Below are 20,694 nucleotides of genomic sequence, written 5' to 3'. Positions count from 1 at the left end.
GGGGGCTGTCGCAGAAGTCGCATAGATGGTCATTTATGAGAATGACGCTCCATAACCTCAACTTTGCGGAGCTGTGGGATGAGCCGGAGTCCGTGGGGGACAAGGGTGATACCGAGTGCTGGGCGGACGTGGGTGCCGGGTGCAGGGTCAAGGTGCCAGCGGGAGGCGATGCTTGCCAGGACCAGGGCGGTCTCGGTCAGGGCGAGAGTGTCGGCGATGCATTTGCGGGGGCCGGCGCCGAAGCTGAAGAGGGTGCCGTGAGGTCCGAAGGGGGCGGTGGCACCGTTCCACCGTTCTGGATCGAAGCGTTCAGGGTCGGCGTGCACTGAGTGTTGGTGGTGGAGCAGGTAGGGGCTGTAGATGACGGTGGCGCCCTCGGGAATGGGATAGTCGGCGAGCCTGGCTGCGCGCGTAGTGACTCGGGTTGCGAAGTAGCCGGTCGGGTACATCCGCGATGCCTCAGCGATGATCTTTTCCGTCAGTGGAAGTCGGGGCAGGTCGTCGTAGGTGGCTGGGGAACCGGCCAGGACCTTGTTGACTTCGTCGTGCAGGGCTCCTTGGACTGGTGGGTGGGTGGCCAGGAGGTGCATTGCCCAGGCCAAGGTGGCAGATGTGCTCTCGATGCCGGTGTAAAAGAAGGTCAGGACCTGGTTGATCAGTTCGGTGGTCGACAAGTGATCTGTGTCGTCACCGCTGGTGCCGTCGGGATCTCGCGCAGTCAAAAGCATGGAAAACAGGTCCGCGTGTTCGACCGCGTCCGTCCGACGGTTGTTGATCAGGCGCCTGACCTCATTGTCCAGCCGGGCCTTCGCCTGCCAGTATCGCCGGTTACTCCTTACCGAGAGGCGGTTCAGCAACGGGGGTATGAGCACCCGCCGTTGCATGTCGCTGGCCATGATGCGGAAGTCGCTGCGCATCTGTTCCAATGTGTCTTGTTCAAGGTCGGTGAACATCGCTGCCATGAGGGACCGGGAGGCGATGGTCGTCATGTCGGCCAGCACGTCGCAGGGCTGGCCTGAGCGCCAGGTGTCGATGACGTTGTCGATTTGATCGACCACCGCGGCTCCGTAAAGAGGTAACTGTGAGGCGTGGAAGGCGGGCTGAATCAGGCGTCGCTGCCGACGATGAGCGGCATGCGGGCAAGTCGCCAAAGAACTGCCGAAGATCTCCGCTGCCTTCTCATAGAGGGGTCCGCCCTTGTCGAAAGTCCGGTCGTCAGCCAAGACCTGACGGGTCAGTTCTGCCGTGCACACTACGTAGGCGTCCTTGAGGCCCAGCCTGACGCGCACCACATCACCAAAGTCGGGCAGTGAGGCGAGGAATGGGAAGGGGCGGCGCAGTAGTGCCATGGAGTGCCCCAGCAAGGGCACGGCGCCAGGTACGGCCGGAGGGGGAGCAGAAAGGGGCATCAGTTTCTCCTCAGACTGAGTTGTTAACGTGTCCAACACCTGGCAGTGCAGGAGTTCCTGGATCTGCTGGCCGAGAGCCCGTCCTCGCACCACAGGCCGTACGTACCTGTCCGCGCGCTCATCGAATGCGAAGCAGTGTCCGCTCGCCCGAGGTCAGTTGCCCGGCCTCGTAATGCAGCGTCTGCGGCCCGGTCATCAGCATCGAGGTACCGGCCAGCGCCATCTCGCACTCTCCGGCCCCCACTGCCCGTGCGGCTAGGGCGTGTTTGAGATGTTGATCAAGGTCGTGAAATAATCCTGGGGTGGCTCGTGGAGATCTGACGCAGGCACAATGGGTGTGCCTAGAGGTGGTGTTGCCCGGGTTGCCGGTGATGGGGCGCAAGCCTCGGGATCGGCGGCAGGTCTTCGATGGGATCTGGTGGCGGGCCCGGACCGACTCGCCGTGGCGGGATGTGCCCGCGCGGTATGGCTCGTGGGAGACCTTCACGATCCGTCACGACCACCCGGACACCATGGATTCAAGCTGCGTACCGGACCTCCCCTGAAGTCCACGCCGATTACCAGAAGTTGCGATCCGTCACGAAAGAAGCGGTCAGGCGCCTGTCCGGGAAACCCGGGCTCCTCATCACTCTGCGGTCTTGGTTTGGTAGATCCAGCGGTAGACGCGGCGGTTTGATGCGCGGGAGGCGGCTTCGTAGTGTTCGTAGCCGTTACGCCGGCGCATGGTGAGGCGGGTGAGATCTTGATGGACGGGGGTGGGTGGAGCCTCGGCCAGATTCGCCGGGGCCGCCGGACAGGTAGAGGGGGTCGGCGTCCTGGACCATGGGTGCCTCCCTTGTTCCGGACAGGCGGACGCGGCTCACAGGGGTGCCTGACAGGGGTCTCACGTCCACTGCCCAGCAGGTCTCCTGACCAACTAAGCGGGAAATGCCGAGTGGGGGCAAGGTCGCGGGAAGGGGCGCGCGAGAGGACAAAGAGCGTGTTTCGTGCCGGCAGGGCCAGCGTGTCATGTTGCTGCCCTCTTGCACGCTGCGGCGCATTTCGTAGATCTTCTGTGCGCGAGTCCGCCGGTGTCCCGCGCCTTCTGAGCGCCTGGGGGCTGCACACCATGGTGCTGGGGTGCAGCGGGGCGCTGAGGCGTCCCCAAGGCCAGGTCGTTTAAACTTGTTCTACTGTTCTTGCGCGGGTCCACGCCGGCCATTCGTAGGATCGGTGAGCCCGAAGACTCCGGGTATGGCATTGGGCTTGTCGCCGCTCGATGGCTGAAAGACTCGACCGGGCATATGAACTGGAATGCGCAGGCACGCCGAGGGCGCCGAATCGATGCTGAGCCCGACGGTCACGACATTCTCAGCAGATACAAGCTGGACGAGCCCAACAAGCCACCGTCGAACTCGACCGCCATGCTCGCAACCAAGTCGCTCGGAATAGACCCGTGCGTTTCAACGTCCAAGAGCTTGCCCTCCTGGTCGCCATTGAACTCGGAGAACACTGCGAAGTTGACACGCGTACCGGTTAGATCACGCAGACCATTCCACTTCACACCATCGTGATCGATTCCGAGTTCAAGGCGCACGCCCGGGTAGCTGGTCCGTATATCCTCGGCCAGGGCCTTGGCCCATGACTTCTGTGCTTGGTCCATCACGTGCTGCTGCTTTCGATTCGATCGGGCGTGATGGATGGATCTTGTCCGGCGGCCGGGCGGCCTACCGCCGGTTTCCGGCAGGATCTTCCTCGTCGGGCTCGCTCTGGTCTTTCTCGTTGGGCCAGCGGCCGAACGGTCCGATGCAGCCAGGGCCTTCGGCTCCGAGTACACCGGGGCCCTTCGTACGGTGCGGCGTCGGGATCACGCGTCCTCCCCTTTGTGCCGGGCCTGCGCCAGCAGCGCCGCCACGACGTCGTTCGTCCTGTCCTCGGTCTGTTCAACGAGCGTGTGCGGCACTTCGTCGGCGGCGGGGTCGAGAACCTGCCGGGTGAGCCGTTCCATCAGCTCTGGGCTGGTTCCGCCGCCAGGGCCGGTGAGGTCGACCCGGGTCGGCCGGCGCGGGGTGATGATCAGTCATGTTGGCCAACGTAGTTGAGCATCCGGCAATCCGGTGCGAACGACTGAAATTGATCGCTCCTCGATGGAGCCCCAAGTCGATTTCCTACCTCCCGGCACCTCTTGTCTATCTGGGCATCGCATACCCAAGGCGGCACCGTTTCTCAGAACTTATCCACAGATCGCCGCGCCTACGGTTCACGCAGAGTCCTGGCAAATATGCGGGGCGTGATTTAGGAGGCGGGAATGCGAGCAACGGCGTCACCGTGTGCAGCATGCCCACCCTCTGGCGGCCGAGAAGGTCCTCCGACCGGTTGGTGCCAGCAATCCAATCCGAGCCCAGCGGAATGCCGCCGTGAGCGAGGCCCGAAGGTCACGAAAGCGCAACGGTCCCCGTCCGCCGCTGAGACATTCACCAGGTTCGTCCAGAGACGATCATCCTTGTGCCTCACCTGGTTGTTGGTGAGACAGGAGAAGGTCTGAGACATGCGAGCTGTTCATAACGCCGATGCCGTTGCTCGTGCTCTTGCCGTAGTCGTCCAGGCACATCGGGGTGGAGGTGTTGGCGTAGAGGCGGAACTCCTTGGCGGAGGTGCGCGTCAAGGTCTGGGCCGTACCGCTGTTGCAGTCCCAGATCTGGGCCTGCGTCCCGGCGGTTGTGCTGCTGTTGGCGATGTCCAGGCACTTGCCCGAGCCGACGGCGTGCAGCGCGCCGGAGGACCCGCCGGTGTTGCCGCCGCTGCTCGGGTGCATCTGCACCACGACCACCGAGTACGCGGGGACGGTCTGGGTGGTGCCGCTGCCGGTGGTGGACGACGTGATCGAGGTGCCGTTCTTCAGGTAGGTGTACACGGTCGGGGCGGCCGAGGACGGCGTGAACCCGGTGTAGGACAGGGACACCGTGGTGCTGTTGTTCGGGTCCTTGTTGATCAGCATGACGTTCACGTCGCCGTTGCCGCGGTGCACCGCGTGCGCGGAGATCAGCGAGGTGGAGCTGCTGGCCTGGATCAGCGAGTCGCCGGACTGGGCCAGCTTGCTGATCATCGAGATGCCGTAGTAGGGCGCGAACGGGGTGTCCAGCGCCGGCTCGCAGGACGGGCCGCTGGCCAGCACGCCCCCTTCGTCGTAGTCGGTGGCACCGTCCACTGTGGTCACGTGGGAGCAGTCGGTGCCGTTGTGCATGGCCCAGTAGTCGACGGTGAACGCGCCGTGCTCCGCCCAGGTCAGCATCTGGTCCGGGGCGAACAGCCCGTTCGGGGCGGTGTCCTTGTACTTGTCGGCGTTCGTCTCGGTGATGGCGATGCTCACGTTCGGCGCGTTGCTGCCGGCGTACTGGTTGATCAGCGACCGCACCGTGCCGGCCATGCTCGGCACGTTGGTCTGCGGCTTGGCCAGCAGGTCGGCTTCGCTGGTGCTGGTCGGGTAGTCGTGCACGATCACGAAGTCGATCTTCGGACCGGCGATCGACAGGACTGTGTGGTTCCAGTCCTGGGTGTCGCCGGGGCCGACGATGCCGTCGGGCCAGCTACCAGGTGTGGTGAGTACCGCCCCGATCTTGATGCTGGGGTCGACCGCCTTCATCGCCGAGACGAACTGCAGGAGGTTGGTGGCGTAGGTGGTGGCGCTGTGGCTGGAGTGCTTGTCCGTCTCCCACTGCGCGCCGTACTCGCCGTTGCCGGGGATCTCGTTGCCGATCTCCCAGTACTTGACGCCGTAGCCCTTGGTGATGTTGGCGTACCGCACCCAGTCCGCCGCCTCCTGCGGCGTGCCCGACCCGTAGTCCGCGGTGATGATCGGCTGCGTGTTCGCCGCCCGGACGGTGCCCATGAACGTGTCGAAGTCGGTGTTCGGGGCGACGTAGTTGCCGTCGGCGGTGTTGGTCTGCCAGTGGTAGACGTCGGCGTAGCTGCCGCCCGGGTAGCGCATCATCCCGATACCGGCGTTGTTGAGCAGGCCGGGAATGTCCGAGCGGTTCATGTTGGCGTCGTAGACCTGGGTGTTCAGGCCGGGGGTGGTGGACGAGTAGTTCGCCAGCCAGTGGGTGCTGTCGACCGTCACCGTCGCGGAGGTGGCGGCGGCGGCCGGCGCGGCGGCGGTGAACGCGCCGACGGACAGGGCGGCGGCGGTGAACGCGCCGACGGACAGGGCGAGCAGGCGATCGCGTCCGGCGCGCAGGAACCGTTTCACGAAACCCTCCATTGGGTCGTGTTCGGGCAGGTATGTGGTGCTCCCGTCTGCGTGAACGGCGGGTTTCCAGCCGTGCGCTCAGGCACGGCAGGCAGGGGTGGGGGGTGGAGCCCTCATCGCACTGTGGGGCGGCCCCCGGGAGGTGGGGCGGGGGTGGGCGCGGGTCAGCTCAGGCGGAGCAGGACGGCCGACGGGACCGCGGGCAGGGCCAGCGTGAGTTCCGCCGCACCGGGGTTCCAGGCGGTGGTGGCGCGGGTGTTGGCGGGGAAGACCGGTGTCGCGACTGTCGGGGTGTCCAGCAGGTGCGGCAGGTGCAGGGTGGTGGTCGGGTCGGCGCCGGGGCGGCGCCACGCGGTCAGATAGGTGGTGGTCGGGGTGCGCAGGGCCAGCGCCACCCAGGGGTCGTCCCAGGCCGGCAGGCCCAGCGGCCATATCGGCAGCGCGCCCGGAAGGTCGGTGCGAAGGTCGCGGTAGACCGCCACCGCCTCGTGCACCAGGGCGCGCGCCTCCGGGCCCAGGCCGACCAGCGGCCCGGACAGGTGGATTCGCCCGAGCAGCGCGCTCACCAGCGTGAACGCCACCTCCTCCAGGGTGTCCTCAGGCTGTGGGTAGGCCCACACGGCGCCCTGCTCGGGGGTGACGGCGGTCGGTGCGGCGGCCGCGATCGGCGCGTAGAGCAGCAGGTTCTGCTGGTCGCTGGTGGACATCAGCTGCATCCGGGACAGCAACGCGTGGTCCGCGCGCATGCCGCCGGACGCGCAGTCCTCGAGCACCAGGTGCGGGTGCCGGTCCAGCACGCCGTCCAGCCAGGCCAGGTGCGCCCGGTGGTGGCCGAGCGCCCCGGCCGCCGGGACCTCGGCGCGGTGGCCGGTGGTCCCGGTGCCGGCGTCGATGTTGTGGTCCAGCTTCAGGTAGCCGACGCCCCATTCGCCGACCAGGCGGTCCACCACCGCGTCCAGGTGCGCGCGGGCCGCCGGGTGCCGGAAGTCGAGCTGGTACCGCCCGGTCTCCACCACCCGCACGCCGTCGCGGCGGAAGAACGCCTCGTCCGGCAGTGCGGTGGCGATCGGGCTGCGCACCCCGACCACCTCCGGTTCCAGCCACAGGCCGGGTACCATGCCGCGCTCGCGGATCCGGTCCAGCACCTCGTGGATGCCGCGTGGACCGGGGAACCGGGTGGTGGAAGGCTCCCACGCGCCGACGCTGTCCCACCAGCCGGCACTGTCGTCGTACCAGCCGGCGTCGATCACGAAGTACTCCGCGCCGGCGTCGGCGGCGGCGTCCACCAGCGGCAGCAGCTTCGCCGTGGTCGGGTCGCCCATCAGGCAGTTCATGTAGTCGTTGAAGATCACCGGAAGGTTCTCGTGATCCGCGTGCGGGCGGCGGGTCGCGCGGCGGTAGCTGCTCAGCGCGCCGAATGCGTCGTCCAGCCGGTCGCCGAGCGCCACCGACACCGGCACCGCGTGGAACTCGCCGCCCGGTTCCAGCGGGTGCCGCCAGCCATGGTCGCCGTCGGTGGGGCCGGACAGCGCCAGGTAGGCGGTGTCGTGCCGTTCGCCGCAATCCCAGCGCCAGCCGCCGCCGTTGTGCTCGACCTGCCACACCCAGGCGCGGCCGGCCGCACGGTCGGACAGCGCGCCCATCGGCAGGTGTCCGCAGCTGGACCAGGTGCCCTGCCCGGCCAGCGCGAACGAGCCCTTGCCGTACCCGTACCGGACCCGCCCGCTGAGCTGGGGCAACGCCGTGCGCAGCGGGCGGCGCTGCCAGCGGAATTCGGCGAGCCAGTCGTTGCTGGCCCACCACACGTCGGCGGTGTCCAGGTCGACGTCGGTGATGCCGCCGAGGGCCAGTGAAGTCACCGACTCGAGGTGCAGGGTGCCGGCGCCCTCGTTGCGCAGCGTCACTTCGGCGCGCAGGGCCGGCACGCCGTCCGGGGATCGGTACACCACCTCGGCGACCAGCCCGGTGTCCGGGTCGTGAAGCGCGACGGTGAGCACATGCCACCCGCCCTCGCGGGTGGCGTGGTGCGCGCGGTGCCGCAGCTGCGTGCCGAGGGTGCTGTCCACCAGGCGGTGGCTGGACCAGAACTGGCCGTGGCCGGTGGCGGTGACCTCGACCAGTGGCAGCGCGCCGTCCCAGGATGGGTCGGAGGGCGCGCCCAGGCCGAGTCGGGCGGTGCCGTCGGCGGCAATGCGCAGGTCGAGCCGCAACGTGTCGTGGCCCCAGCTGAGGGTCTGATGGGTCGGCGTGGCGGTCACAGCGCCACCTCCGCCCCGGCATCCGCGGCGTTGCGGACAGGCGGCCGCTCGCGCACGTGCAGGTAGTCGCGCGGGATCGGGTACGCCTCCTCGCCGTACGACCAGACCTCGTTGTCCAGGCCGGTCATCGCCGGCTCGGGTGTCCGCTCGGGGCCGCGCAAGCCGTGCGGACGTGCGGGCGGGACAGCGGGAGCCCCTGGTCCCACAGGGGGGTGAAGGTCGTGAAAGTGCGGGGACATACAGGGCTTCTCCTCAAGTCCGGGGCCGGGGAAGGCCTGCTGCCGCAGGCGCGCTCGACCGGCACCGCGCGGGTGCGGTGGGCCGGGTTCGGGCCGGTGCCGGTGCTACCGCGGCGCGGGGCCGGTGCTCTGGCCGACGGTCAGGGTCGGTGTCAGCAGGACGCGTTCGTCGGGCGGTTGTTCGCCGCGTTCGGCCGCGGTCATCCGGCGCATGAGCTGTTCGACGGCCACTTGGCCGAGTTTCCTGGCCGGGCCGGTCACGGCGGTGAGGGTCGGCACGTACTGTTCGGCCAGGTGTGCCGGGCACAGGGCGACGACGGAGGCGTCCTCGGGGACGGTGCGTCCGCTGGTTCGCAGCAGGTTGAGTGAGCAGGGGTCCGATCGCCGCCTCGTTCTGCACGACGAAGCCGGTGGTGCCGGGCCGGTCGCCGAGGATGCGGGTGAAGGTCCCGGCCGTGCTTTCGTAGGTGCCCTCGCAGGGGCGGTGCAGGAAGCGCAGGCCGCGTTGTGCGGCTCGTTCGCGGAATCCGGCCAGGGTGCGCTCGGCGTATGCGGCGTGGCGCTGGTAGATGCCCGGGCCGTAGCCGATGAAGGCGATCTCGTGGTGGCCGTGGTTGGCGAGGTGGTCCGCGCACAGTGCGTCGGCGGTGGCGAAGTCGTGGTCGACGCAGGAGAGGCCGCTGGGGTCGTCGGGCAGGCCGATCAGGGCGGCCTGGGTGCGCTGGCCGCGGACGAGGGGGATGCGGGCGTCGCCGAGTTGGACGTCCATGAGGATCACCCCGTCGGCCAGTCCGCTGGCGGCGACCCGTTGCACGCCTTCGGGGCCTTCGCCGTTGGTGATCAGCAGGGTGTCGTAGCCGTGCCTGCGGGCCTGGATGGTGACGGAGACGGCGATCTCCATCATGATCGGGACGTAGACGTCGGTGCGCAGCGGCACGACCAGGGCCAGGACGTACGAGCGGCGTCCGGCCAGCGCTCTGGCACCGGCGTTGGGGTGGTAGCCGAGTTCGATGACGGAACGCTCGACACGGCGCCGGGTCGCGGCGGAGATCGTGCGCTTGCCGCTGAAGACGTAGCTGACAGTGCTGGTCGACACGCCGGCATGCCGGGCTACGTCGGCGATGGTCACCATCGTGGTGTCCTGCTCCCATTTCCTCGGATGTGGGAAGCGGCCCCTGCCACGCGGCGGGGTTGGGCGCGCGGAGCCGCTTCCGGTCTGCGGGGTGGTACGGCGGCCGATCACGTCAGCCCTTGATCGCGCCGGTCAGCACGCCGGTGCGGAAGTGCTTCTGGACGAACGGGTAGACGATCAGGAGCGGGACGAGGGTCAGTACCACGACCGCCATCTGCAGGGACAGCGGTGCGGTTTGCGCGTGGGCGCTGCCGAAGCCGGCGTTGACCGAGCCAGGCAGGCCGACGCCGCGGTTGACGTAGGTGAGCAGGACGTACTGCAGCGGCCACTTCTGGCTGTCGGTGGGCATGTAGAGCATCACGTTGAAGAAGGCGTTCCAGTAGCCCACTGCGTAGAAGAGGGCGACCACGGCGGTCACGGCGCGCGAGGTGGGCAGGACGACGGACCACAGGATCCGCCAGTCGCCTGCGCCGTCGAGCCGGGCCGCGTCGATGAGCTCGCCGGAGGTCTCGGAGTAGAAGGCGCGCAGGACCAGGATGTTGAACACCGAGACCGCGCTGGGCAGGATCAGTGCCCAGTACTTGCCGTAGCCGCCGAGGTCGGTGACGACCAGGAAGGTGGGGATCAGGCCGCCGTTGACGAACATCGTGACGATCAGCAGCAACAGAAGGAAGCGGTGTGCGAAGGAGCGGGGCCGGGACAGGCCGTAGGCGCACATGACCGACACGGCCATCGAGACCGCGGTGCCGATCAGGGTGATGCCCAGGCTCACCAGCAGCGAGGTCCGCACGGTCGGGTCGGAGAGCATCTCGCGGTACGGCTCCACGGTCAGGCCGTCCGGCCAGATCACCAGGCCTCCGGCCCGGTTGATCGCCCCGGGAGTGGAGAAGCTGGTCACCAAGATGATCCAGATGGGGACCAACACCACCGCGACGACCCCGGTCAGGGTCAGTCCCTTGACGGTCCGTCCGACGACGGTGGGCTGTTCCTCCCACGGCGGGCGTGCTGATCCGGCCCTGCTGTGGCGGGCCTGAGCCGCCGCTCCGGCGCGGGTGGGGCTGATGGTGAGTGTGTTGGTCATTTGCGGTACAATCCGTCTTCGCCGAAGGCGTGCGCCAGCTTGTTGGCACCCCAGATGAGCAGCAGTGAGATCACGCTCTTGAACAGCCCGGCAGCTGCTCCGTAGCTGTAGTTGTTGGTAGTGATGCCGTAGTAGAAGGAGAAGGTGTCCAGCACGTCCGCGGACGAGTGGCCCACCGCGTCACGCTGGACCAGGAACTGCTCGAAGCCCACCGACAGCGCGTTGCCCAGCCGCAGGACCAGCATCAGCACGATCACTCCGCGCATGCCGGGCAGGGTGATGTGCCACATCCGCCGCCAGCGCCCCGCGCCGTCGGCTGCGGCGGCCTCGTACAGCTCGCTGTTGATGCCCGCCAGTGCGGCCAGGAAGACGATGATCCCCCAGCCGGCCTCCTTCCACACCGCCTGGCCGGTGATCAGCAGGGCGAAAGTGTGCGGGTTGGTCATGATGTCCCACGTGCTCATGTCGTGCGAGCGCAGGTACTGGTTGAGCAGGCCCGCGCCGCCGAGCATCTGCTGGAAGATGGTGATCGTGAGCACCCACGAGAAGAAGTGCGGCAGGTAGACCACGGACTGGATGAAGTTGCGCACCCGCATGCTGAGCACCGTGTTCAGCAGTAGGGCCAGCACGATGGGGATCGGGAAGAACAGGATCAGTTGGACGAAACTGAGATAGATCGTGTTCTTCAGCGAGTCCCAGAACTGCGGGTCGTGGAACAGCTGGCGGAACTGGTCGAATCCCACCCACTGGCCGTGCCAGACCCCGATCAGCGGGTCGTAGTCCTGGAACGCGGTGGCCAGGCCGAACAGCGGCGCGTAGTTGAAGACCAGCAGCAGCGCGATCGAGGGCACGGTCATCATGAGCAGCGTCTTGTCGCGCCGTATCCTCATCCGCCAGTTCAGCCGCACAGGGCGTCCCGTGTCCTGCGACTGCTGGACGCTCACTGGCCGGTCCCGACCTTGTCCAGGACGTTCGTGGTCATCCAGCGCGTCAGGCGGTCACCACTGCTGGACTTCCAGCTGGAGATGGCCGCCTGGACGTCGGAGACCTTCTTCTTGCCGTGGTAGCAGTCCTTGATGGTGTCCTCCACCGACTGCGCGGCGGCGGCAGTCGCCAGCGACTGCGACAAGCTGATGTTCACGTTCCAGAACAGCGGCTCGTACCCGTACTTCACGTTCGCGGCCGCCCAGGCGGTGTAGTCCTTGGTGACGACGTCGGCGCCCTGGTTGCTGATCACGGAGGTCGGCGAGGCCAGGAAGGGGTAGGTGGTCGCCTGGACGAACTTCTGGCCCTCCTTGGTCGCCGTCGGCACACCGTTGTTCATCGTGTAGTGGACGCCCTCGACACCGTAGTCGACCATGGTGTACTCGCGCGTTCCGTAGGGCGCGGCCAGGTAGTTGGCCACCGACAGCAGTTCCTCGATCTGGGCCGGCTTCAGGCGCTTGTTCAGGTAGCTGATCATGCTGGCGGAAGGACCCAGGAAGATGCTCGGGGTGCTCTTGCCGTCGGCGGCGAAGACGTTGAACGAGCCGCGGCGGTAGTTCTTGTCCGCGGCGGTGCCCGACTGGTAGTCGGCAAGGTTCCACGCGCCGAGGCCCCCGCCGGCGATCAGTGCCTTTCCGGAGTAGAACCGGGTGCCCTGGCCGGCGTTGTTCCCCGCCAGGGCGTCGGGGTGCATGAAGCCGGACTTCGCCAGGCGGTAGTGCCAGTCCATGGCCTCCAGGAACTCCGGCAGCTCGTACTTATGGATCAGCTTGCCGTCCACCAGCTTCCACTGCTGCGGCACGCCCCAGAAGAGGGAGAGGTAGGTCCACACATCGTCGAAGGCCCACACACCGCGCTTGGCGTCGGTCAGCTCCTTGCCCAGGTTCCACACGTCGTCGGCGGACTTGACCTGGTCCGCGGTGATCCCCTTGGCCTCCAGGCTGTCACGGCGGTAGAAGATGGCGCCGGCGAGCGCGAAGTTGGTGGAGACGCAGGGGATTCCGTAGATCTTGTCGCCCCACGCGCAGGTCTGCCAGGCGCCGGTGGGCAGGGCGGCGAGGTTCGGGTACTTCTTGACCTTGTCGCCGGCCAGGAAGGGGGTGAGGTCCGCGAGTTGGGTCCCGGCCAGTTCGCCGGTGTTGAAGGCGTTGTTCCACCAGGCCGGCAACTGGATCCAGTCGGGCAGGCGGCGCGCGGCGGTCATGGTGGGGACGATGGTGTTGTAGTTGTTGCCATCGGCCGGCTTGACGGTCAGGTCGACGCCGAGGGCCTTGTTCATGGCCTGATAGAAGGAGTTCCCCGCGGGGGGGATGGTCCCCCACAACGGGGTGACCGCGGTGTAGCTGCCGCCCTTGCCCGGTACTCCGGAGACCGTCGCGACCTGGTCAGTGGGATAGTGCAGGAACGCCGGGTCGGTCGCCGCCCCGTTGCCGCCACCTGACACGGACGGGATGTCCGGCTTCACGGCCGTGCTGGGCACGTAGGCTGGCAGCGCCGCCTTCAGACCCGCCTTGGTGTTCGCACCGGTCTTCTGGTGCGAGCCGCCTCCGCAGGCGGACAGCAGCGGCGCCATCGCGGCGGCTCCCGCGACCGACGCGGCCGCACTGACGAAGGTTCTGCGATTCAGCTGACTGCTCATGTGGAGGCGGCCCTTCCCCTGAGAAGCGTCGAAGCGCTTAGACGATTGGCGGCGACCGTATCGACCGTTCTCCTGTCAGACAAGAGGAGAAACCAAAGCAAAAAACCGTTTCCACTTTCGTTGACGGCCCGGACAGCCGCGTGGCAGCGTCGATGCGCTTCGCCTTCTGTTCCATCCCACTTGCTAGGGGTCAGCTGCGTGAGTCCACCATCCCTCTCCGCTGTCGAAAACTTTCCGTTCCAGGATCCGGCGCTGTCCTTGCGGACGCGTGTCGGCGACTTGCTCGAACGACTCACCCTCGACGAAAAGCTCGCGATGCTGCACCAGTACGCTCCCGAGGTGCCGCGTCTGGGCGTCGCGGCGTTCCGCACCGGGACCGAGGCGTTGCACGGCGTGGCCTGGCTGGGCGAGGCGACCGTCTTCCCGCAGGCGGTGGGGCTGGGCGCGACCTGGGACGAGGAACTGGTGCACCGGGTTGCCGAAACCGTCTCGGTCGAGCTGCGAGCCTTCCACCACCACCGCCCGCCCGCCTCCGGCCCGGGCACCAACAGCCTGCAGGCGTGGGCCCCGGTGGTGAACCCGCTGCGCGACCCACGCTGGGGCCGCAACGAGGAGGGCTACTCCGAAGACCCCGTGCACACCGCGCGGCTGGGTACCGCCTACTGCCGGGGCCTGGCCGGCGACCACCCGCACTACCTGCGCGTTGCCCCCGTCCTCAAGCACTTCCTCGCCTACAACAACGAGGACGACCGCTGCACCACCTCCTCCGGGCTGCGCCCGCGCGTACTGCACGAATACGACCTGGCCGCGTTCCGGCCCGTCGTCGCCTCCGGCGCGGCCACCGGCGCCATGGCCGCCTACAACCTGGTCAACGGCCGCCCGTGCCACGTCAGCCCGCTCATCGAGGACGAACTGCGGCGCTGGGCCGTCTCCACCGGCCACGAGCTGTTCGTGGTCAGCGACGCCGAAGCACCCTGCAACCTCGTCGACCCCGAGCACTACTTCGACGACCACCCCCAGGCCTTCGCCGCCGCCCTCAAGGCCGGCATCGACAGCTTCACCGACCACGAACAGGACAGCGCTACCGTCACCGGCTGGCTGCGTCAGGCCATCGAGCGATCCCTGATCGCCGAGGACGACGTCGACCGCGCCGTACGGCGGCAACTCGAACTGCGTTTCCGGCTCGGCGAGTTCGACCAGCACCTCGATCCGTACGCCGGCATCGGCCCCGACGCCATCGACCACCCCCGCCACCGCGAGCTGGCCCGGCTCGCCGCGACCGAGTCGGTGGTGCTGCTCAAGAACGACGGACTGCTGCCCCTGGACGCAGCCCGCACCCCGACGATCACCGTCATCGGCCTGCTGTCCGACACCCTGTTCGAGGACTGGTACAGCGGCACTCTGCCCTACCAGGTCACCGTCGCCGCAGGGCTGGAAGCAGCACTCGCCGATCAGGGCGGACACGTGGTCCGGGTCGAGGGCTGCGACCGCATCGCCCTGCGCTTGCGCACCACCGGCGAACTGCTCGGCAAGACCTCCTTCGACACCACTGACTGGGGGGAAGGGGCACTGACACTGCGCGATGCCGACACCGGCCGCTACCTGAGCGTCAAGGACGACGGCCACCTGGAGGCCGACCAGCAACAGCTCAAGTCCTGGTTCATCCACGAAACGTTCCGCCTGGAACCCGACCCTGCCAGCGGCCCCGACGCCGTGCTGCTGCGCAACGTCCTCACCGGCCGCTACGCCGCCATCGATCCAGCCGACGGCGCGGTGAGGATGACGGCCGAGACCCCGCAGGCCGCCGAAACCTTCCACCGCGAACTGCTCCGCGACGGCACCGTCGAAGCACGGACCGCCGCCCAGAGCGCCGACGTCGCCGTCGTCGTGCTCGGCAACCACCCCCTGATCGGCGGCCGCGAGACCCAGGACCGGGCGAACACCGCACTGCCCGAAGGACAGCAGGAGCTGCTGCGGGCGGTCGCCGCCGTCCGCCCCCAGACCGCGCTGGTCGTCATGAGCAGCTACCCCTACGCCCTGGACTGGGCCGACACGCACCTGCCCGCCGTACTATGGACCTCACACGCGGGACAGGAGGCCGGCCACGGGCTGGCCGCCGTCCTGCTCGGCGAAACCGACCCCTCCGGGCGCCTGCCCCAGACCTGGTACCGGGGCGAGGACGAACTGCCCCACCCACTCGACTACGACATCGTCAAAGCCGGCTGGACCTACCAGTACCACCGCACCCCACCCCTCTACCCCTTCGGCCATGGTCTGTCCTACACCGACTTCACCTACCACGACCTGCGCCTGTCCGCAGCGTCCATCGACCCCGAGGGCACGGTCGACATCTCGGTCACCCTCACTGACACCGGCACCCGCCCCGGAAGCGAAGTCGTCCAGCTCTACGTCCGCGCGACGGACGCCCGCTATGAGGCGCCCCGGCTGCGGCTCGCCGACTTCGCCAAGGTTCGGCTCGCCCCGGGCGAAAGCCAGGAGGCCACCTTCCACCTGACCGCCGAGCAGCTCGCCCACTGGGACGTCACCACCGGAGCCTTCACCACCGACCCGGGCACGTACGAGGTCCTCATCGCCCGGTCCGCCGAGGACGTCGTCCTCACCGCGCCCCTCACCGTCACCGGAACCGCTCCCGGACCACGGGCAGTTGTCGATCATCGCACCTGGGCCGCCGACTTCGACGACTACGAGAACCTCACACTCGTCGATGCCACCCGCACCAACGACGACGCGATCACCCCCACGGACCCCACAAGACCCGCCACCGCCCTCTTCCGCTCCGCCGACCTGACCTCCGCGGTCCGCCTGGAAGCCGAGGTCGCGCGCGCGGACACCGGGCCGGGCGAGGCTCTCTTGGAACTCAGGGCCGACGAACGCCTCCTCGCGGCCCTCCCCGTACCGATCACCGGCAGCCGCTACACGTGGACGACCGTCACCCAGGAGTTCCCCGCACTGCTGGACGGCGTGCACGACCTGCACCTCACCCTGCACGGGGACTTCCGGCTGGCCGCTTTCCGCTGCGCCTCATCGCGCGCAGTCGCGGACTGAGACCGGGCGGCCCGCCCCCCCCGAGGGGCGGGCCGCGCCCGTGCCGACCCGGGAACGACCGGGCCCGACCGTGGCGCTGGCTTGCTCCGTGGCCATGCACCGGATCGTGCTGCTGCCGCTGCACGCATCCTGCGGCGCGATCCCGGCCTCCGGCGAGGCGGGCCGCGTCGGGCTGCCGCAGGAAAGTTTCGTCGCTTGCAGGCGGAGAGAGCTAATATGACGCGGGCCGGTGCCTGGTCCGGCTGTGCGGCAACCTCCAAGGTGCCGCACACGTCGGGCAGGGCTGCCGGTCGCTCGGCCGGCCATGGGGGGCGGCGAGGACGCGAAGGATCGGAAGGCGGCTTTGGCTGACGACGCAGCGGAAGGACCGGCGGGTGGTGGCGAACGCCCCGGGGGTGACGCCTCCCGGCCGGTGACGATCGCGTACATCGCCGAGTCGGCGGGCGTATCGGTTCCGACCGTCTCGAAGGTGCTCAACGGCAAGTCGGGGGTGTCGCCCGGCACCCGTGCCCGCGTCGAGGAGCTGATCGACCGGTACGGCTACCGCAAGCTTTCGGGGGCCAACCGCAACAACGTGGTGGAGCTGGTGTTCCGCGAGCTGGAGAGCATGTGGGCCGTGGAGATCATCCGCGGCGTGGAGCGGGTGGCCAGCAAGCACCGCGTGGGGCTGATGGTCTCGCGCTTCGGCCTGCACGACTCACCCGCTCCAGCCTGGGACGACACCGTGGCCCGCCGCCCGAACTGCGTGCTGTCGGTGGCGCAGCTCTCCGAGGCCGAGCGCGAGCAGCTCCAGGCGAAGGGCATTCCGTTCGTCGTCTTCGATCCGACCCGTGAACTGCCGGACGACGTCCCCTTCGTCGGCGCCACCAACTGGTCCGGCGGCCGGGCCGCGACCCGCCACCTGACCGAGCTGGGCCATCGCCGCATAGCGATGATCAGCGGACCGCAGGACGTGCTGTGCTGCGTTGCCCGGCTGGACGGCTACCGCTCGGCGCTGCAGGCCGCCGGTCTGTCGGCCGATCCGGACCTCGTGGTTTACGCCAAGCTCACCCGGGAGGACGGCTACACCGCGGCGCGCGACCTGCTGTCCCGGCCCCACCGCCCCACCGCGATCTTCGCCGCGAACGACCTTCTGGCGCTCGGGGTCTACCAGGCCGCGCGCGAAGCCGGCCTGTGCATCCCCGAGGACCTGAGCGTGGTCGGTTTCGACGACCTGCCGGCGGTCTCCTGGGTGGACCCGCCATTGACCACCGTCCACCAGCCGCTGACCGAGATGGCCATCGCGGCGACCGAACTCGCACTGACCCTCGGCCGCGGTGAGCAGGCACCCCAGACCGGGCTGGAGATCGCGACGACCCTCACCGTACGGGAGAGCACGGCGCCACCGAAGGACTGATGGCTCCGCCGCCGGACCGCGGGGCCAGTTGGCCAGGAGATCTAGAGGCACCATCAAAACCGGAATGGTTTAATCCGGGGTGAACTTAAAGTGCCGGTTCGAGAGTCGAAGCCGATCTTCGCCGAACCTGATCAGTGCTGCTTTGCCGTTTGAACTGTCCCAACCGTGCACAAGGGCGGCGGGGCCACGGCGGCCACGCTGTGGGTGAGCGACAATGAGGCTCGGACCACGGTGACCCCGCAGGGTGCGCCCGAGTGTGGCCGGACGCCTTCGGACCCGACGGCACTGGGCTCACAGCGCAACTGTCCGCACATGCTCTGATCAGGCAGAACAGCGCTGCGGAGAACGAGCCGGAACCAGCTCCTGCACGGTGGCGAACGCGGCGTCACGCCGGTCGAGCAGGTCCCTCGCGCGCGCAGGGCCGGAGTCGGCCGGGAGGCCGAGGAGCGGGGCGGGGTCGGCGGTGAGCGCGAGGCAGCCGGCGGCGTACTCGGGACGGACCAGGCGCGGGCAGCGGGGCTGCCGGCGTCGCGCAGCGCAACGTGGATGGAGGCACCGGAGCCGAGGTGGGTGATGTCTTCGCCCGCCTGCACTGTCGCACCGGTGGTGACCGCGGGCTGGACCGTGCGGGGGAAGGTCAGCGACAGCGCCTGCGCGCCGTAGGTGAGTTCCACGTGGCCCGGCGCCGCAGCGAGGACCTTCCCCGCGGCGGGCGCCTGCACCACGGCGTCCCGGCCGAGCCAGAGGTCAATTCCGGTGGGCACGGTGGCGGTGGACACCGCCGACAGCGCGACGCTGCGCCTGCTGCTGCGCCTGTCCGGCCCGAAGTACGGCTTGTGCGAGCCGCCGGAGATCCATGAATCCTGGACCTCCGGAGCCACGGAAGGCCTGCTGGAGAAGTTCCGCGTGGCGATGAAGGACGCCCGGGACAAGGCGATCGCCGAGAACGACGAGGTGACGCTGGCGTACGTGAAGGCGATGTACTCCAAGTTCGTCTCCACCCTGGGCGAGTCCAACTTCAACCGCGAGATCTACCGCACCGACTGGATGCACATCTTCCAGGGCCTGATGGTCGTACGCGCGATGGGCACCGACGAGCTGCACGTCATCGGCGACTGGCGGGCCGTGTTCCCCGAGGGCCGCGGCGTCACCGAGGTGAAGGTCAAGGACCTGTACACCGTCGGGACGGACACCGACACGAACGACTGAAAACTGCCGCAAGAGACCGAACGAGGTGCAGCTTCAAAATGGGCGACGTCGAAGCAGGGCACGGTGTAATTCCTTTACATCCGGCAGGGCTTCAGAAATCGTGAGACTGCACTTCCGCACGTCAGAGCCGGTATTCTTGACCAGAAGATACGCGCGTGTGAGGCTCCGCCAACTACGCGCAGGCAGAGGAGACGAAGGTGCCGGAGAGGAACATCGAGTTCGGCAAATACGGTGCGAGCGGCATCAAAGGACACCAGGCCGTCGCCCGCCAGCTCAATGCGCTCGCCAACTTCATCGCCACACCGATCACGGCACGCCGCGGCCTGCTCGCACGTCTGAACTACCTCACCCGCACCGACCATGCGCGTCAGATGGCCCGCGAGGCCGGCCTCACCGTCACCGACCGCACACTCAAGGCGTGGCAGGACGGTAAGCGCGCTCCCTCGAAGAAGAACCTGGAGCGCATCGAGACGGCCTACCGAGCGGTGCGCCGACACAACGCGTCTCCCGCTACCTGCTCGCGCGCCTCAATCGTGAGGGCAGGGGCACCCGAGTGGAGATTCATCCGCTCAACCAGTCCCAAGTGTCGCGGCCGAGGCAACGCGAACTCAGTTTCCGAACGCTCAACGTGTGCCACTGGGACCGCATCGTCGAGGCCTGGGCCGACGACAACGATGAGGCACTGGACGGTGCCTGGGTGAGTGACGCCGTGGTCGACCTCGGCTCTGAGTGGGGCCAGTACGAGTACGTCACCAACATCGGCTTTGCGGCCTGAGTCCGCGCCCTCGCGACCACTCTCTGCATGTTCCTGTGCCGACGCACGATAGATGTCACAGAGGCAGGCTTACTGTCACCAGGCCAGCACCGATCTCAGGGTGCTTCGGTACAGCTCAAGGAGGTCGACGCGAGAGGCGGAAATGACAGAATCGCAGGCGGCAACAGAGAGAAGGAAAGCAGCACGATGAGCACACAGCCGATCCACCCGCACGAGCCGGAGCGGGTGTGGAGCAAGGCTGAAGGCACCGCGGCCGCGCTCTCCGGCGAGGGCCGATGAGTAAGTACATCGTTGCGACTGACCCGGAGTTGCCGGAGAAGGTGCGACAGCACCTGATCTACATCCAAGGTCGTCCCAAGTGGAACGATGAGCGCCCTCCGGAACCGAGCTGGTTCGTCGGCCGGACGTCCCGCAATGCCCGGTACCGGCACTTGGTCTATCGCAGATATGTGAGTGTCCGCGACCTGAACGATCACGCCCGGCAGCTGGCAGAGCGGGCCGAGACGGTCAGGTTCAGCATCACCTGCCAACCGGTCCTTCGCTCCGGGCTGATGCCGCACGCCGATCGCCTCCTTAGCGAACTGGCCTCGGACTTCTGGACATTCGCCCGTCGCGCCGCCAAGTGGTCACGCATGCAGCGTGTCCATCAGCAACTGGTCAAACAGGACCCGCAAGGACTGTTGCCGACCAACGCTTTTGAGGAGTCCGGTCGGGCGCTGGACCAGGAGCGTGCAGCACTGGAGCGCCTTGTGGCGGGCTTCGAAGCCCAGGCCACTCAGCTGCGTGCGGTCAACGCCCGCTTCCAGGCGTGGCAGTCCTTGCAGGAGTTGGCCGGTCATCGGGAGGACTTTCGAGACCTGCTCGTCGCCGACGCTGCAGACGGACACCTTGCCGAGGTGTGTGTGGGGGGGGCGCACTACGCCGTAGCCCTCGAACTTGCTCAGCTCCTCGACCGAGAGCTTCAGCGAGCCACCAAGGAAACCGGCAGCGTCGATCCCAGCTCCCCGCGGGACGGCACATGACGATCGTAGGCATCGCCGCAGGGAAGCCAGGGGCTCCCGATCTTCGTTTCTGTGACAGAAAGGTTGCTGAACAAGCATTTGTGACAAGCCGCGTGCCTCCTCTGTGACAACCAGGCTGCTTCGACCAGTCCCATTCACCAGCTCATCCGGTTCTGTCCGGTGACAACTCCTGAGCTTCGGCTCAGTTCCCTGGTGCCCCGTCTCGGTCGATCTGGTCCACGTCTCAAATGGTCTGGTCCGGTTCGGTCGTCGTCTC

The 20,694-nt window shown here is 67.9% G+C and carries 14 protein-coding genes and 3 pseudogenes; 6 read left to right on the top strand and 11 right to left on the bottom strand.

Translation table 11 applies throughout. The features are described from left to right. Window positions 1–29: 29 nt before the first annotated feature. Window positions 30–1,409 (bottom strand): cytochrome P450, encoded by a 1,380-nt coding sequence (locus tag IE277_RS38225; RefSeq protein WP_268252702.1) that lies wholly within the window; start codon window positions 1,407–1,409, stop codon window positions 30–32. A gap of 302 nt (window positions 1,410–1,711) precedes the next feature. Between IE277_RS38225 and IE277_RS49805 the strand changes: the two genes are divergently transcribed. Next, entirely contained in the window at window positions 1,712–1,954 is a 243-nt protein-coding gene (locus tag IE277_RS49805; RefSeq protein WP_189958345.1) for a transposase, read from the top strand. A gap of 80 nt (window positions 1,955–2,034) precedes the next feature. Here the strand turns inward: IE277_RS49805 and IE277_RS49800 are convergent, their stop codons facing one another. From IE277_RS49800 to IE277_RS38180, 10 genes and pseudogenes are all read right to left on the bottom strand, one after another. Then, window positions 2,035–2,184, bottom strand: coding sequence for a DUF5988 family protein (locus tag IE277_RS49800; protein ID WP_373310972.1), 150 nt, complete (start codon window positions 2,182–2,184; stop codon window positions 2,035–2,037). 564 nt (window positions 2,185–2,748) lie between these two features. After that, window positions 2,749–3,051, bottom strand: coding sequence for a hypothetical protein (locus IE277_RS38215; protein WP_189958344.1), 303 nt, complete (start codon window positions 3,049–3,051; stop codon window positions 2,749–2,751). A 204-nt stretch (window positions 3,052–3,255) separates the two neighbouring features. Continuing rightward, on the bottom strand, window positions 3,256–3,396 hold the full coding sequence (locus tag IE277_RS38210; protein WP_189958343.1) for a hypothetical protein: 141 nt from the start codon (window positions 3,394–3,396) through the stop codon (window positions 3,256–3,258). A 489-nt stretch (window positions 3,397–3,885) separates the two neighbouring features. Continuing rightward, window positions 3,886–5,637 carry an RICIN domain-containing protein gene (locus tag IE277_RS38205; protein WP_189958342.1) on the bottom strand — a complete coding sequence of 584 codons (1,752 nt, stop codon included), beginning with the start codon at window positions 5,635–5,637 and terminating at the stop codon, window positions 3,886–3,888. Window positions 5,638–5,801: 164 nt separating this feature from the next. Further along, entirely contained in the window at window positions 5,802–7,895 is a 2,094-nt protein-coding gene (locus IE277_RS38200) for an alpha-galactosidase (protein WP_189958341.1), read from the bottom strand. Next, window positions 7,892–8,023 (bottom strand): hypothetical protein, encoded by a 132-nt coding sequence (locus tag IE277_RS49015; RefSeq protein WP_268252703.1) that lies wholly within the window; start codon window positions 8,021–8,023, stop codon window positions 7,892–7,894. The genes IE277_RS38200 and IE277_RS49015 overlap by 4 nt, the downstream gene beginning before the upstream one ends. A gap of 216 nt (window positions 8,024–8,239) precedes the next feature. After that, window positions 8,240–9,266 (bottom strand): annotated as a pseudogene (locus tag IE277_RS38195) (LacI family DNA-binding transcriptional regulator). Between the two features lie 112 nt (window positions 9,267–9,378). Further along, window positions 9,379–10,347: a carbohydrate ABC transporter permease gene (locus IE277_RS38190; protein ID WP_189958340.1), complete on the bottom strand. Its 969-nt coding sequence runs from the start codon at window positions 10,345–10,347 to the stop codon at window positions 9,379–9,381. Then, complete coding sequence (locus IE277_RS38185; protein WP_229882272.1) at window positions 10,344–11,291, bottom strand: ABC transporter permease; 948 nt, start codon at window positions 11,289–11,291, stop codon at window positions 10,344–10,346. The genes IE277_RS38190 and IE277_RS38185 overlap by 4 nt, the downstream gene beginning before the upstream one ends. After that, window positions 11,288–12,970 carry a type 2 periplasmic-binding domain-containing protein gene (locus tag IE277_RS38180; RefSeq protein ID WP_189958339.1) on the bottom strand — a complete coding sequence of 561 codons (1,683 nt, stop codon included), beginning with the start codon at window positions 12,968–12,970 and terminating at the stop codon, window positions 11,288–11,290. The genes IE277_RS38185 and IE277_RS38180 overlap by 4 nt, the downstream gene beginning before the upstream one ends. Before the next feature lie 198 nt (window positions 12,971–13,168). Between IE277_RS38180 and IE277_RS38175 the strand changes: the two genes are divergently transcribed. The 5 genes and pseudogenes from IE277_RS38175 to IE277_RS38155 all read left to right on the top strand — a co-directional run bounded on the left by IE277_RS38175 (window position 13,169) and on the right by IE277_RS38155 (window position 20,438). Beyond that, window positions 13,169–16,036 carry a glycoside hydrolase family 3 protein gene (locus tag IE277_RS38175; RefSeq protein WP_373310971.1) on the top strand — a complete coding sequence of 956 codons (2,868 nt, stop codon included), beginning with the start codon at window positions 13,169–13,171 and terminating at the stop codon, window positions 16,034–16,036. Window positions 16,037–16,448: 412 nt separating this feature from the next. After that, on the top strand, window positions 16,449–17,432 hold the full coding sequence (locus IE277_RS38170; protein ID WP_229882278.1) for a LacI family DNA-binding transcriptional regulator: 984 nt from the start codon (window positions 16,449–16,451) through the stop codon (window positions 17,430–17,432). Between the two features lie 792 nt (window positions 17,433–18,224). Continuing rightward, window positions 18,225–18,641: pseudogene (locus tag IE277_RS38165) on the top strand (transcriptional regulator); the annotation flags it as partial. 197 nt (window positions 18,642–18,838) lie between these two features. Beyond that, a pseudogene (locus tag IE277_RS38160) lies at window positions 18,839–19,416 on the top strand (transcriptional regulator). A 275-nt stretch (window positions 19,417–19,691) separates the two neighbouring features. Next, complete coding sequence (locus IE277_RS38155) at window positions 19,692–20,438, top strand: hypothetical protein (protein WP_189958337.1); 747 nt, start codon at window positions 19,692–19,694, stop codon at window positions 20,436–20,438. Window positions 20,439–20,694: the final 256 nt, after the last annotated feature.

It is taken from the genome of Streptomyces alanosinicus (assembly GCF_014650595.1).
GTDB lineage: Bacteria > Actinomycetota > Actinomycetes > Streptomycetales > Streptomycetaceae > Streptomyces > Streptomyces alanosinicus.
The sequence above is the reverse complement of the archived record's forward strand: the minus strand, read 5'-3'. Positions and strand labels throughout refer to the sequence as shown.

Excerpts from the sequence above, each read along its gene's own strand:
- IE277_RS38225 (WP_268252702.1), bottom strand. The coding sequence starts at position 1,409 with ATGCCCCTTTCTGCTCCCCCTCCGGCCGTACCTGGCGCCGTGCCCTTG.
- IE277_RS38215 (WP_189958344.1), bottom strand. The coding sequence starts at position 3,051 with ATGGACCAAGCACAGAAGTCATGGGCCAAGGCCCTGGCCGAGGATATA.
- IE277_RS38210 (WP_189958343.1), bottom strand. The coding sequence starts at position 3,396 with ATGGAACGGCTCACCCGGCAGGTTCTCGACCCCGCCGCCGACGAAGTG.
- IE277_RS49015 (WP_268252703.1), bottom strand. The coding sequence starts at position 8,023 with ATGACCGGCCTGGACAACGAGGTCTGGTCGTACGGCGAGGAGGCGTAC.
- IE277_RS38190 (WP_189958340.1), bottom strand. The coding sequence starts at position 10,347 with ATGACCAACACACTCACCATCAGCCCCACCCGCGCCGGAGCGGCGGCT.
- IE277_RS38180 (WP_189958339.1), bottom strand. The coding sequence starts at position 12,970 with ATGAGCAGTCAGCTGAATCGCAGAACCTTCGTCAGTGCGGCCGCGTCG.
- IE277_RS38155 (WP_189958337.1), top strand. The coding sequence starts at position 19,692 with ATGAGTAAGTACATCGTTGCGACTGACCCGGAGTTGCCGGAGAAGGTG.